The following is a 13,490-nucleotide window of genomic DNA, read 5'->3' as shown; positions in this document are numbered from 1 at the left end:
AAAAAAGGACGGTGCAAAGCATGCGTAAACCAATTATCGCAGGTAACTGGAAAATGAATAAAACTCTATCTGAAGCAGTTAGCTTCGTAGAGGAAGTTAAAGGTCAAATCCCAGCAGCTTCAGCTGTTGATGCAGTAGTTTGCTCTCCAGCTCTATTTTTAGAGCGTTTAGTAGCAGCAACTGAAGGAACTGATTTACAAGTAGGTGCACAAAACATGCACTTCGAAAAAAATGGTGCATTCACTGGCGAAATTAGCCCAGTAGCACTTAGCGACTTAAAAGTAGGCTACGTAGTACTTGGCCACTCTGAGCGTCGTGAAATGTTTGCTGAAACAGATGAGTCAGTAAACAAAAAGACTCTTGCAGCATTTGAACATGGTTTAACACCAATCGTATGTTGTGGTGAGACTTTAGAAGAGCGCGAAAGCGGAAAAACATTTGATCTAGTAGCAGGTCAAGTGACAAAAGCACTTGCAGGTTTAACAGAAGAGCAAGTTAAAGCAACTGTTATCGCTTATGAGCCAATCTGGGCTATCGGTACAGGTAAATCTTCTTCTTCTGCAGATGCAAACGAAGTATGTGCGCACATCCGTAAAGTTGTTGCAGAAGCTGTTTCTACAGAAGCTGCAGAAGCTGTTCGTATTCAATACGGCGGTAGCGTAAAACCAGAAAACATTAAAGAGTATATGGCACAATCTGACATCGACGGCGCTTTAGTTGGCGGTGCTAGCTTAGAGCCTGCTTCGTTCTTAGGTCTTCTGGGGGCGGTAAAATGAGAAAGCCAACAGCTTTAATCATTCTTGATGGTTTCGGACTACGTGAAGAAACTCATGGGAATGCTGTAGCACAAGCTAAGAAACCTAATTTTGATGGTTACTGGAACAAATTCCCTCACACAACGCTTACAGCTTGTGGTGAGGAAGTAGGTCTTCCAGAAGGTCAAATGGGTAACTCTGAGGTTGGTCACTTGAATATCGGTGCTGGCCGCATTGTATATCAAAGCTTAACACGCGTAAACGTTGCAATTCGTGAAGGTGAGTTCGATCAGAACGAAACTTTCCAAAATGCAATTAAAAGCGTAAAAGAAAAAGGTACTGCTCTTCATTTATTCGGTTTACTTTCTGATGGTGGTGTGCACAGTCACATGAACCATATGTTTGCTCTTCTTCGCTTAGCAGCAAAAGAAGGCGTGGAGAAAGTTTATATCCATGCATTCTTAGACGGCCGCGATGTTGGACCACAAACAGCAAAAGGTTATATCGATGCAACAAATGAAGTAATTAAAGAAACAGGAGTAGGACAATTCGCGACTATCTCTGGTCGTTATTACTCTATGGACCGTGACAAGCGTTGGGATCGCGTAGAAAAATGTTACAGTGCTATGGTGAATGGTGAAGGCCCTACTTATAAATCAGCAGAAGAGTGTGTAGAAGACTCTTATGCGAACGGTATCTATGATGAATTCGTATTGCCGTCTGTAATTGTTAACGAAGATAACACGCCAGTTGCAACAATCAATGATGATGATGCAGTTATCTTCTATAACTTCCGTCCAGACCGTGCAATTCAAATTGCTCGTGTATTTACAAACGAAGACTTCCGTGAGTTCGATCGTGGTGAAAAAGTACCTCACATTCCTGAATTCGTTTGTATGACACATTTCAGTGAAACTGTAGATGGTTACGTGGCATTCAAGCCAATGAACCTTGATAACACATTAGGTGAAGTTGTTGCGCAAGCGGGATTAAAGCAACTTCGCATCGCGGAAACTGAAAAGTATCCGCACGTTACATTCTTCTTTAGCGGTGGTCGTGAGGCTGAATTCCCAGGAGAAGAGCGTATTTTAATTAACTCACCGAAGGTTGCAACGTATGACTTGAAACCTGAAATGAGCATTTACGAAGTAACGGACGCTTTAGTAAATGAAATCGAAAATGATAAACATGATGTTATCATTCTTAACTTTGCAAACTGTGATATGGTTGGCCATTCTGGGATGATGGAACCAACAATTAAAGCAGTAGAAGCAACTGACGAATGTTTAGGAAAAGTTGTAGAAGCGATTCTTGCAAAAGATGGTGTAGCACTTATTACTGCTGACCATGGTAATGCTGATCAGGAGTTAACTGCTGATGGTGGACCAATGACAGCTCATACAACTAACCCGGTTCCTTTCATCGTTACAAAAAATGATGTAGAGCTTCGTGAAGGTGGTATTTTAGGAGATATCGCTCCAACAATGCTTACGCTTTTAAATGTGGAACAACCGAAAGAAATGACAGGTAAAACAATTATTAAATAATTTGCTTATATAAAAAGGAGAGAATTTATTATGTCAACAATTATTGATGTTTATGCTCGCGAAGTCCTTGACTCTCGTGGTAACCCAACTGTAGAAGTAGAAGTTTACACAGAAAGCGGCGCTTTCGGACGCGCTATCGTACCAAGTGGTGCATCTACTGGTGAGCACGAAGCAGTAGAATTACGTGACGGTGACAAATCTCGTTACCTTGGTAAAGGTGTTCTAAATGCAGTAAACAACGTTAACGAAGCAATCGCTCCAGAAATCGTTGGTTTCGACGTAACTGACCAAGCTGGTATCGACCGTGCTATGATCGAATTAGATGGCACTCCAAACAAAGGTAAACTAGGCGCTAACGCTATCCTTGGTGTATCTATGGCAGTAGCTCACGCAGCAGCTGACTTCGTAGGTCTTCCATTATACCGTTACCTTGGTGGATTCAATGCAAAACAATTACCAACTCCAATGATGAACATCATCAACGGTGGTTCTCACGCTGATAACAACGTAGACTTCCAAGAGTTCATGATCTTACCAGTTGGTGCTCCAACATTCAAAGAATCAATCCGTATGGGTGCTGAAGTATTCCATGCACTTAAAGCTGTATTACATGACAAAGGTCTTAACACTGCAGTAGGTGACGAAGGTGGATTCGCTCCAAACCTTGGTTCTAACCGTGAAGCATTAGAAGTAATCATCGAAGCTATCGAAAAAGCTGGTTACAAAGCTGGCGAGAACGTATTCTTAGGAATGGACGTTGCTTCTTCTGAGTTCTACAACAAAGAAACTGGTAAATATGACCTTGCAGGCGAAGGCCGTACTGGCTTAACTTCTGCAGAAATGGTTGATTTCTACGAAGAGCTTTGCAAAGACTTCCCAATCATCTCTATCGAAGATGGTTTAGACGAAAACGACTGGGATGGTCACAAATTATTAACTGAGCGTATCGGTGATAAAGTACAATTAGTTGGTGACGACTTATTCGTAACTAACACTCAAAAACTTGCTGAAGGTATCGAAAAAGGTATCTCTAACTCAATCTTAATTAAAGTTAACCAAATCGGTACTTTAACTGAGACTTTCGAAGCTATCGAAATGGCTAAACGTGCTGGTTACACAGCAGTTGTATCTCACCGTTCTGGTGAAACTGAAGATGCTACAATCGCTGACATCGCAGTTGCAACTAACGCTGGCCAAATCAAAACTGGTTCTATGAGCCGTACTGACCGTATTGCTAAGTACAACCAATTATTACGCATCGAAGACGAACTAGGCGAAATCGCTGTTTACGATGGTATCAAATCTTTCTACAACATCAAACGATAATTGTAGAAAATAATGACAGACCGTGAGAAATCACGGTCTGTTTTTTTATGTTAAAATTGCTCACCCGTCATAAGTGACATGAAATGTTTAAAGAAGCGGTTATAATCAAAATCAATTGCGATTTGATGACTCGGCCAATCAATAAATGGCTTAGATTCTCCTAAAGAACGAAATTCCCCTATGCTTGTTCCTTGTGCATAAGATTCTGTCATGACAACGATAGGTGACTTGTGATATGTAAACATAGAGTTATCAAGTAAAGCGAGTATTGGCATTGTGTCATGGAAGGGGCTCCCCTTTAAATGCGGTAAGGCGTCTTTATAATATCCGTAGTAATAATGATTGAATAACGGTTTGACGAGTGGGGCTTTTCCTTTTGCTTCAATGTATTCAGCCATTTCTGGTGTAATGATGGAATACTGAGTGACGTTTAATGGATAGATGTACATGTTAGGTGAGGATTGAAGGACTATATTAGCAGCAGTAGGATCGCCATAAAAGTTTGCTTCGGAAATAGGGGTAACATTACCAGGGTGTAAAAAGGCACCGCCCATTACGTAGTAAGATTTAACTTGCTTCATGAGCTGTTTACATAAGATGAATAAAATTGCTAGGGAGGTAAGTCTGCCTAAACTAACAATGATTAATTCATCTTTATACTGTTCAATAAGAGGAATGACTTCGAAAAAATTCTCCATTTCTCCGTTAGTCACATGTCCCTTTGGAATAATTGGCCCGAGCCCTTGTTTCCCGTGTACTTCCGTAAAGAAAGCAGGGGGGGCGCCAGTAAGTGGACGTTCTGATCCACCAAATATCTTGATATTTCTATCCTTTGCTTCGCTCTTAAGAAAATGAGCGTTTTGTACGGCCATTTCTTTTGGAACATTGCCGTAATCAGCAACAATGCCGACGATTTCTATTTCATCGATAAAGAATGCTAAGAGGAGAGCCATCGTATCATCAATCCCAGGATCACAAAAAATAAGAACTTTTTTTGGCATATGTTCACCACCTATCTTGTTTATCCCGTAAAAGTCCGATTGTGGGGATGAAGAAAACCACCACTAATGAAAGTTTCACTTTATATATATGTAAGCTTAAGGATAAAAAGATTATTTTATTGAAATAGCAACGTTGTAAATTCAGAAAATAAAAACTTTTTATATTAGGTCAAGGTTTTTGACTTAATTTCTATACGAAAATCCAGTCATATCAAGGTTGTAAGCGTCTAACATAAGCTGTTTTTGCTGTCAAGTTGATAAATTGCAGCTTTTTACAATTTATACTATGATAAAGATATTAAGAGAAGATCGTATAAACATGAGGGATGATGAACATGAAATTTACAAAGATTCTTGTCCAAATTGCTGCTCTTTACGTCTTTTATATGGTTGGAACTTGGGTACAAGAAGTGTTAAATATTCCGATTCCAGGAAGTTTGATTGGAATGTTTCTCTTACTTGTTTTACTCAGCCTAAAAGTCCTTCCAGTGAAATGGTTCGATTTAGGAGCAGAAACACTCGTTGCTATTATGCCGTTTTTATTAATTCCGCCAACGCTTGGCCTAATGAATTACGGTGCTTTTTTTATGAGTAAAGGAATTTCTCTTTTCATTACAATTGTAGCGAGTACATTTTTAATTATTATTGTCGCAGGACATACAGGACAATATCTTGCGAATAGAAAGGAAAGAGAGTCGCGATGAGCCAAATATTAATCGGAATCGGTTGGGTTCTTTTTACGGTGCTATTATACCAATTATCTAAAAAAATCTATAAATTATTTCCAACACCATTCACCATTCCAATGCTTGTAGCAACAGGATTAATGGCTTTCTTATTTATCATGCTTGATATACCATATCAACATTATATGGAAAGCGGTGGTGGCTGGATTGCAAAACTGCTCGGACCCGGTGTTGTAGCATTTGCAATTCCTCTTTATAAACAACGTCACGTTCTGCAAAAATATGTTGTACCGATTGCTGGTGGCGTATTAGTAGGGACAACAGTTGCAATCGCAAGTGATTTTGCCATTGCATCACTTATGGGAACAGATAAAAGCTTAATTTTATCTTCTTTACCAAAATCGGTGACAATGCCAGTTGCGATGAGTGTTTCAGAGCAAGTTGGTGGTGTACCGTCATTAACAGCAGCTTTCGTTGTTATCGCAGGTATTACTGGAACGATTACCGGCCCACTTTTATTAAAATGGAGCCGTGTTACAAACTCAGTTGGTAAAGGTATCGGATTTGGATGTGCTTCTCATATTATGGGTGTAATGAGAGCGATGAAAAATAATGAACATGAAGGTGTTATTGGATCGGTAACAATGACATTAACAGCAATTCTGACATGTTTGCTCGGGCCGTTATTTGCAATGATGTTTATGTAATAGAAGAAAAGCGAGAGCGACTCTATAGCTCTCGCTTTTCTATAGAATTTATGCTACAGTTAAAATAACTGAATCTTTGTAGGAGGTACGCCAAGTGCATACGTTATTATCCGTTTTACTTATTATTGTATCGATTTTAATGATTGTTATGGTACTTATGCAGTCTAGTAATAGCTCAGGCCTTTCAGGTGCAATTTCAGGCGGTGCAGAGCAATTATTTGGTAAGCAAAAGGCACGTGGAATTGAAGCGGTATTAAACCGTATTACAATTGTTTTAGCTGTATTGTTCTTTGTATTAACAATTGGTGTTACGTACTTCAATTTATAGAATTGAAAGAAGAAGCGTTAGTAAGTTGTACTAATGGTTCTTCTTTTTTTATTTTGCCATTTGAAAGATGTTTCTAATTAGATTATAGAAATATAAATATGGTACACTAGATATAGAAAGAATACGACTAGATTACAGAAGAGAAAGAGGAGAAGTACATGATGAAATTAGCATCTCCGAAACCATTTACATTTGAGGGTGGAGACCGCGCTGTTTTATTACTACATGGTTTCACAGGAAACTCAGCTGATGTACGTATGTTAGGGCGTTTCTTAGAGAAGAAAGGCTACACTTGTCATGCGCCAATTTTTAAAGGGCACGGTGTACCACCAGAAGAGCTTGTTCATACAGGTCCTGAAGATTGGTGGCAAGACGTAATGGAAGCATATCAGCTTTTAAAAGATAAAGGCTTTGAGAAAATTGCTGTTGCTGGATTATCACTTGGCGGCGTATTTTCTTTAAAATTAGGTTATACAGTACCGGTTTTAGGTGTAGTGCCAATGTGTGCACCAATGTATATTAAGAGTGAAGAAACGATGTACCAAGGTATATTGGCATATGCCCGCGAATATAAAAAACGTGAGCAAAAATCACCAGAGCAAATTGAACAAGAAATGTTGGAATTCCAAAAGACACCGATGAATACATTAAAAGCACTACAAGAGCTAATTGCTGACGTACGTAACAATGTGGATATGATTTATGCCCCAACATTTGTTGTACAAGCGCGTCATGATGAAATGATTAATACAGATAGTGCTAACATTATTTATAACGGTGTAGAATCTACGTTAAAAGACATTAAATGGTATGAAGACTCTACGCATGTCATTACACTTGATAAGCAACGTGACGAGCTACATGAGGATGTATATAACTTCTTGGAGCAACTAGATTGGTAAGATCTAGTTGCCTCTTTTTTTCATAAGGAATTTTTTGTGAAAACTGTAAAAATCATTAGGGGAGTATTAAAGTTTCGCTTTATACATCCCGAGTCTTTCGGATACACTAAATAATATAAGGGTTTAAAGGAGGTATTTCTGCTTGGAAGAAATCATACAAGAAAATATTGATAAGTTGTTATTATTTATGAGAGAAGAAGCGTATAAACCGTTAACCATACAAGAGTTAGAAGAGGCATTTGGAATTGAAGGTTCTGAGGGCTTTAAAGATTTTGTAAAGGCACTTGTAACGATGGAAGAGAAGGGACTTGTTATTCGCACACGTAGTAACCGTTACGGTCTTCCTGAAAAGATGAGTTTAGTACGCGGTAAATTAATTGGACATGCACGTGGCTTTGCGTTCGTTGTACCAGAAGAGAAGAAAACGGGAGACGATGATCTTTTCATCCCGCCTACAGAGTTAAACGGTGCACTTCATGGTGATACAGTATTAGCGCGTGTTAGCGCACAATCAAGTGGATCACGCCAAGAAGGTTCAATTGTACGTATTTTAGAGCGCGGCACGAAAGAACTAGTTGGTACATATACAGAATCGAAAAACTTTGGATTTGTTATACCTGACAATAAGCGCTGGACGAGTGATATCTTTATCTTGAAAAGTGCATCAATGGGTGCTGTAGAAGGCCATAAAGTAGTTGTGAAAATTACGAGCTATCCAGAGAATCGTTTAAGTGCAGAAGGTGAAGTTATTCAAATTCTAGGTCATAAAAATGATCCAGGAGTAGATATTTTATCAGTTATCCATAAACATCATCTACCTTTAGCGTTCCCTGAAGAAGTGATGGAGCATGCAAACAGTGTACCAGAAACGATTTCAGAAGAAGATTTAAAAGATCGCCGTGACCTGCGTGACCAAATGATTGTAACAATTGACGGTGCAGATGCGAAAGATTTAGATGACGCTGTTACAGTAACGAAGCTCGAGAACGGTAACTACAAACTTGGCGTTCATATTGCGGATGTAAGTCATTACGTTCAAGAAGGTTCTCCAATTGATGTAGAAGCAGCGGAAAGAGCAACGAGTGTATATCTTGTTGACCGTGTAATTCCGATGATTCCGCATCGTCTATCTAACGGTATTTGTTCGTTAAACCCGAAAGTAGACCGTCTGACGTTATCTTGTGAAATGGAAATCAACAACTTAGGTGATGTTGTAAAGCATGAGATTTTCCAAAGTGTGATTAAAACGACAGAGCGTATGACGTATGCTGACGTAAGAAGCATTTTAGAAGATGAGGACGAAGAGTTAATCAAACGCTATGAGCCGCTAGTACCGATGTTTAAAGAGATGGGTCAATTGGCACAGATTTTACGTGAAAAACGTATGCGCCGTGGTGCAATTGACTTTGACTTTAAAGAAGCGAAAGTATTAGTAGACGAAGAAGGTAAACCGACAGATGTTGTCATGCGTGATCGTTCTGTATCAGAGAAGTTAATTGAAGAATTTATGCTTGTTGCGAACGAAACAGTAGCAGAGCATTTCCACTGGATGAACGTACCATTCATGTACCGTGTCCATGAAGATCCGAAAGAAGATAAGCTGGAACGTTTCTTCGAGTTTGTAACAAACTTCGGATATGCAGTAAAAGGACGTGCGAATGAAATACATCCTCGTGCGCTGCAACAAATTCTTGAAATGGTTCAAGGACAGCCTGAAGAAGTAGTTATTTCAACAGTAATGCTTCGTTCAATGAAGCAAGCGCGTTACGATGCGGATAGCTTAGGACATTTCGGTTTATCAACTGAGTTCTACACACATTTCACATCACCAATTCGTCGTTACCCAGATACAATCGTTCATAGATTAATTCGTGAATACATCATTAACGGTAAAGTCGATAACGAAACACAAGCGAAATGGCGTGAAAACTTACCTGAAATTGCAGAGCATTCTTCTAATATGGAACGTCGTGCAGTTGAAGCAGAACGTGAAACAGACGAAATGAAAAAAGCAGAGTATATGGTTGATAAAATCGGCGAAGAGTATGATGGTATGATTAGCTCTGTAACAAACTTCGGTTTATTCGTAGAGCTTCCAAATACAATTGAAGGTCTTGTACATGTTAGCTACTTAACAGATGATTACTATCGTTATGACGAGAAACATTTCGCAATGATCGGAGAACGTACAGGTAACGTATTCCGCATCGGAGACGAAATTACAATTCGTGTTATTAACGTAAACAAAGACGAGCGTGCAATCGACTTTGAAATCGTTGGCATGAAAGGTACGCCTCGTCGTAAGTTCAAAGATCGTCCAGTCGTTATCGAACAGCCAAGAACAGGCAGAAAGAAACGCGGTGGACGTAGCGAACGTAGTAATGAGCGCGGTGGCGAGCGCGGCACAGGAAGAAAGTTTGATCGTGGTGGACAAGGAAAAGGAAAAGGATCCGCATCAGCATCAGCATCCACATCCGCTAGTCAGCCAGGGAAAAAAGATGGTAACGGTAATGGTAAGAAGAAAAAAGGCTTCTTTGAAAATGTACCAGGATTCAAGAAGAAAAAGAAAAAGCGCAAGTAAGAAAAGAGTGGCTTCGCTTTAATGAAAAGCGGGGCCTTTTCTTTTTTATTGGTGGCTTGAGAGCGAGCCACTTTCGCTTTTTGTTGGAATCCAGCTACAGTGGCTAGAATGTTCGGCGGCTTCGCTTCTTCCCGAGAGGCAAAGAGCGCCTCAAGGTCAGAAGCTCCATCCACCTCACATTCTGAGCGAGCCACTTTCGCTTTTTATTAACATTTGTTACAATAGTAAAAATAGAGGAGGGACGTTATATGCCAAAAGGTTCAGGTAAGGTTATTGCACAAAATAAAAAAGCATTTCATGATTATTTCATCGAAGAAACATACGAGGCAGGGCTTGTCCTTCAAGGAACGGAAATTAAGTCGATTCGCGCTGGACGCGTGAACTTGAAAGATGCGTTTGCACGTGTACATAATGGTGAAGTATGGGTACATAATATGCATATTAGTACATATGAGCAAGGGAATCGTTTCAACCATGATCCGCTTCGCACGAGAAAGTTACTTCTTCATAAAAAAGAGATTGAAAAGTTAACGGGTGCTTCAAAAGAAACAGGCTATGCATTAGTTCCAGTTAGAATTTATTTAAAAAATGGATTCGCGAAAATGGCACTTGGTTTAGCAAAAGGTAAAAAGCAATATGATAAGCGTAACGATTTAAAAGAAAAAGAAGCAAAACGTGAAATTGCACGCGCGTTCCGTGATCGTCAAAAGATGTAATACAGATATTTACATTTGTAAAACGACGCGCGTATGTTATAATAACTTATGTAAGATTGTTGCACATTGAAAAACAGCTCTTAGTAGCTATCACGATATTTCTTCGTATGCTCCATTTTTATCATGGGGACGTTACGGATTCGACAGGGATAGTTCGAGCTTAGGTTGCGAGTCGAGGGGATCGGCCTCGTTAAAACGTCAAAGCCTATAATTGGCAAACAAAACAATCTTTCTTTAGCTGCTTAATTGCACTAAAGGTTCCTCCCTCCATCGTCCATGTGGTAGGGTAAGGGACTCAAACTAAGTGGACTACGCCGGAGTTCGCCGTCTGAGGGCGAAGGAAGAGAACAATCAGACTAGCAACTTGGAAGCCTGTCGATAGGCCGAAGAGTTCGCGAAATGCTAATATATCGACTACACTCGTAGAAGCTTAAGTGCCGATATTTTTGGACGTGGGTTCGACTCCCACCGTCTCCACCAATACATATTTGGTGGTTTTTTTATTTTGTATGATATGAACCATAACTTTGCCAGATTGGCGGGGTTATGGTTCTTTTTGTTTTGCGGTTATAAAATGCTTAAGTTGATGGGGGAGGGCAGTACCCCTGAAACAGAAAATGAAGAAATAGTTATTGATGATAAACAGATAGATACTATAGCTACCTTTAATGATTACATAATATGTATTTAAATCTTCATACCCTTTGTGTTTTTATCCATATCTATTGTAAGATTATATAGTGTTCTCCTAATAAGCTGTTATAATGGCCTTTTTTAGGGGGTTCATATTTATAAATTTTAAAATGTTTTTTTTGAGATAATTTTTTATCTAACTAAGTTATATTGAAGTAGAGGTGAACCATCGGTGAGGCAGGTGTTAGTAATTAAGAATGAACGGTCTTTAGCGAAGAAAATCGTAAGCGGTTTAAAGCAAGAAGGCTGTTTTATTTTAAAACTTCACAATGAAAACGAAGGTTTAAATATAGTATATGAACAAGATTGGGATATTATCATATTGGATTGGGATTCATTAAGTGTATCCGGACCAGAAATTTGTAGACAAATAAGACTTGTTAAAACGACACCGATTATTATTGTGACCGACAATATTTCTAGTAAGGATTGTATAGCAGGGTTACAGGCAGGAGCAGATGATTATATTAGAAAACCATTTGTGAAAGAAGAATTAGTAGCAAGAGTTCAAGCTATTTTAAGAAGAAGTGACTATAATCAGCAAAATGAGATAAACTTTTTTCAGTTTAAAGATCTCTTTGTTGATGCATCTAGCAATATTGTGAAAAAAGATGGTAAAAATCTCTCGCTTACGAAGCGCGAGTACGATTTACTTGTATTTTTAATTAAGAATAAAAATACAATATTGAGCCGTGAAATGCTTTTAAATCAAGTTTGGGGATATAACGTAGTAGTGAATCCAAATGTAGTAGACTTATATATTGGGTATGTAAGAAAAAAGTTAAAGTGTGAGAAGAGAGACAGATATATTCAAACGATACATGGCAGAGGCTATTCAATGGTTGAATGATAAAAATAAGATAATAAAATAGTTTCTGTGAAATATGAAAAGAAGGAAACTATAAAAAGAAGATTGCTACCAGGAAATGGGCATTTTTTTTGCAGTAGAAATCATGGTTTATAAGGTGCTCAATCTATTGATTAGCACGTGTGTGGACTGACTCTGGTGCGCATTAGATGAGGTTGTATCTAATTTATGTTTAATTTGATTAACTCACACCATTCACAAGATTTTCACAGAATTAATGACTATACTTATTTACAGGATGTTCAAATGAAAATGATTATCAATAGCAATTTAGATACATGAAAGTTACTATCTAATTCAATCTATGGACGTCATCATTTTCGAACTAAATTACATAATAAGGAGTATACGTATGAAAAAAACTATGCTTTTAAAATTAGTAAGTATTCTAGCAATTTTCACTTTAATGTTAGTAGCTTGCTCAGATTCAAGTAAGGAAACTTCGAAAGCTAATAAAGGTGATAGTAGTGATAAACCAAAAACGGTTGAAATCACTGATGCTCATGGAACTGTTAAAGTCCCTGTAAATCCAAAGAATGTAGTTGCTTTAGATAATAGAACGTTTGAAACTTTAGCTGATTGGGGAATTAAATTAGCGGCTGCTCCAAAGGATATCATGCCTGCTGATTCAGCATATAAAAAGGATGAAAAAGTTCAAAATATCGGGAATCACCGCGAACCAAATCTTGAAATTATTGCAGCGGCAAACCCTGACCTTGTAATCGTTGGTCAAAGATTTGCTGATCATTACGAAGAAATCAAAAAATTAGTGCCAAATGCAGCTGTTATTGATCTTAATTTTGATGTTTCTGAGAAATCTACTACGCCTGGAAAAAATTTAGTAGATGGACTTAAAAATTCTACAACTACTCTAGGAAAAATCTTTGATAAAGATAAAGAAGCTAAACAATTAGTAGCTGATTTTGATAAATCTATTGAAAAAGCAAAATCTGCTTATAACGGAAAAGATAAAGTTATGAGTGTTATCGTTACTGGTGGGAATATTGGTTTTGCTGCTCCACATTCTGGTCGTGTTTGGGGACCAATGTATGAAATTTTCGGTTGGACTCCAGCATTAGAAGTGTCTAATTCTACTGCAGGTCATAAAGGTGATGACGTTTCTGTTGAAGCTATTGCACAAACAAATCCTGATTGGCTTTTCGTATTAGATCGTGATGCTGCAACATCTGATGCAGCTAAGTCAACACCTGCTAAGGATGTTATTTCTAAATCACCAGCTCTTCAAAACACAACTGCTGTTTCTAAAAAACAAGTTGTTTATGCACCAGAAGATACTTACACAAATGAATCAATTCAGACTTATGTAGAGTTATTTGGAAATCTTGCAAAAACTTTAGCTAAGTAGTGTAAAGGGGTACG

Annotated in this window: 12 protein-coding genes and 1 other RNA gene; 12 read left to right on the top strand and 1 reads right to left on the bottom strand. The window is 38.4% G+C overall.

What is annotated here, in order from left to right:
* Window positions 1–20: 20 nt before the first annotated feature.
* From tpiA to eno, 3 genes are read left to right on the top strand one after another with little or no spacing between them, the layout of a single operon-like run.
* Window positions 21–776, top strand: coding sequence for a triose-phosphate isomerase (gene tpiA, locus DN389_RS06450; protein WP_001231043.1), 756 nt, complete (start codon window positions 21–23; stop codon window positions 774–776).
* Window positions 773–2,302 (top strand): 2,3-bisphosphoglycerate-independent phosphoglycerate mutase, encoded by a 1,530-nt coding sequence (gene gpmI, locus DN389_RS06445; protein WP_001231145.1) that lies wholly within the window; start codon window positions 773–775, stop codon window positions 2,300–2,302. Before tpiA ends, gpmI begins: the two co-directional genes overlap by 4 nt.
* Window positions 2,303–2,332: 30 nt before the next feature.
* Complete coding sequence (gene eno / locus DN389_RS06440; protein WP_000103948.1) at window positions 2,333–3,628, top strand: phosphopyruvate hydratase; 1,296 nt, start codon at window positions 2,333–2,335, stop codon at window positions 3,626–3,628.
* A gap of 50 nt (window positions 3,629–3,678) precedes the next feature.
* Here the strand turns inward: eno and DN389_RS06435 are convergent, their stop codons facing one another.
* On the bottom strand, window positions 3,679–4,629 hold the full coding sequence (locus tag DN389_RS06435; protein WP_088123729.1) for a nucleoside hydrolase: 951 nt from the start codon (window positions 4,627–4,629) through the stop codon (window positions 3,679–3,681).
* Window positions 4,630–4,964: 335 nt separating this feature from the next.
* Between DN389_RS06435 and DN389_RS06430 the strand changes: the two genes are divergently transcribed.
* From DN389_RS06430 to DN389_RS06385, 9 genes are all read left to right on the top strand, one after another.
* Entirely contained in the window at window positions 4,965–5,333 is a 369-nt protein-coding gene (locus DN389_RS06430) for a CidA/LrgA family holin-like protein (RefSeq protein WP_000673225.1), read from the top strand.
* The gene (locus DN389_RS06425) at window positions 5,330–6,022 is read left to right on the top strand and encodes an LrgB family protein (protein ID WP_000078299.1); all 693 of its coding nucleotides are present in this window, start codon (window positions 5,330–5,332) and stop codon (window positions 6,020–6,022) included. The genes DN389_RS06430 and DN389_RS06425 overlap by 4 nt, the downstream gene beginning before the upstream one ends.
* Before the next feature lie 94 nt (window positions 6,023–6,116).
* Window positions 6,117–6,350 carry a preprotein translocase subunit SecG gene (secG, locus tag DN389_RS06420; protein ID WP_000557264.1) on the top strand — a complete coding sequence of 78 codons (234 nt, stop codon included), beginning with the start codon at window positions 6,117–6,119 and terminating at the stop codon, window positions 6,348–6,350.
* A gap of 161 nt (window positions 6,351–6,511) precedes the next feature.
* Entirely contained in the window at window positions 6,512–7,252 is a 741-nt protein-coding gene (estA, locus tag DN389_RS06415) for a carboxylesterase (RefSeq protein WP_000761971.1), read from the top strand.
* A gap of 142 nt (window positions 7,253–7,394) precedes the next feature.
* Window positions 7,395–9,833 (top strand): ribonuclease R, encoded by a 2,439-nt coding sequence (gene rnr / locus DN389_RS06410; protein WP_088080841.1) that lies wholly within the window; start codon window positions 7,395–7,397, stop codon window positions 9,831–9,833.
* Between the two features lie 248 nt (window positions 9,834–10,081).
* Window positions 10,082–10,549: an SsrA-binding protein gene (smpB, locus tag DN389_RS06400; protein ID WP_001123908.1), complete on the top strand. Its 468-nt coding sequence runs from the start codon at window positions 10,082–10,084 to the stop codon at window positions 10,547–10,549.
* A gap of 125 nt (window positions 10,550–10,674) precedes the next feature.
* Window positions 10,675–11,029, top strand: a transfer-messenger RNA (tmRNA) gene (ssrA, locus tag DN389_RS06395).
* A gap of 385 nt (window positions 11,030–11,414) precedes the next feature.
* Window positions 11,415–12,092: a response regulator transcription factor gene (locus DN389_RS06390; RefSeq protein ID WP_149236924.1), complete on the top strand. Its 678-nt coding sequence runs from the start codon at window positions 11,415–11,417 to the stop codon at window positions 12,090–12,092.
* 370 nt (window positions 12,093–12,462) lie between these two features.
* Window positions 12,463–13,476 carry a siderophore ABC transporter substrate-binding protein gene (locus tag DN389_RS06385; RefSeq protein ID WP_149236923.1) on the top strand — a complete coding sequence of 338 codons (1,014 nt, stop codon included), beginning with the start codon at window positions 12,463–12,465 and terminating at the stop codon, window positions 13,474–13,476.
* The last annotated feature ends 14 nt before the right edge of the window (window positions 13,477–13,490 follow it).

It is taken from the genome of Bacillus sp. AY3-1 (assembly GCF_008368785.1).
Lineage (GTDB): Bacteria > Bacillota > Bacilli > Bacillales > Bacillaceae_G > Bacillus_A > Bacillus_A wiedmannii.
Note: the sequence above shows the minus strand (reverse complement) of the source record. Positions and strands in the feature narration are given on the sequence as shown.

Bases quoted from the DNA above. Each gene is read 5' to 3' on its own strand.
- DN389_RS06435 (WP_088123729.1), bottom strand. From the start codon at position 4,629: ATGCCAAAAAAAGTTCTTATTTTTTGTGATCCTGGGATTGATGATACG.
- gpmI (WP_001231145.1), top strand. From the start codon at position 773: ATGAGAAAGCCAACAGCTTTAATCATTCTTGATGGTTTCGGACTACGT.
- DN389_RS06385 (WP_149236923.1), top strand. From the start codon at position 12,463: ATGAAAAAAACTATGCTTTTAAAATTAGTAAGTATTCTAGCAATTTTC.
- DN389_RS06430 (WP_000673225.1), top strand. From the start codon at position 4,965: ATGAAATTTACAAAGATTCTTGTCCAAATTGCTGCTCTTTACGTCTTT.
- DN389_RS06425 (WP_000078299.1), top strand. From the start codon at position 5,330: ATGAGCCAAATATTAATCGGAATCGGTTGGGTTCTTTTTACGGTGCTA.
- smpB (WP_001123908.1), top strand. From the start codon at position 10,082: ATGCCAAAAGGTTCAGGTAAGGTTATTGCACAAAATAAAAAAGCATTT.
- eno (WP_000103948.1), top strand. From the start codon at position 2,333: ATGTCAACAATTATTGATGTTTATGCTCGCGAAGTCCTTGACTCTCGT.
- estA (WP_000761971.1), top strand. From the start codon at position 6,512: ATGAAATTAGCATCTCCGAAACCATTTACATTTGAGGGTGGAGACCGC.
- tpiA (WP_001231043.1), top strand. From the start codon at position 21: ATGCGTAAACCAATTATCGCAGGTAACTGGAAAATGAATAAAACTCTA.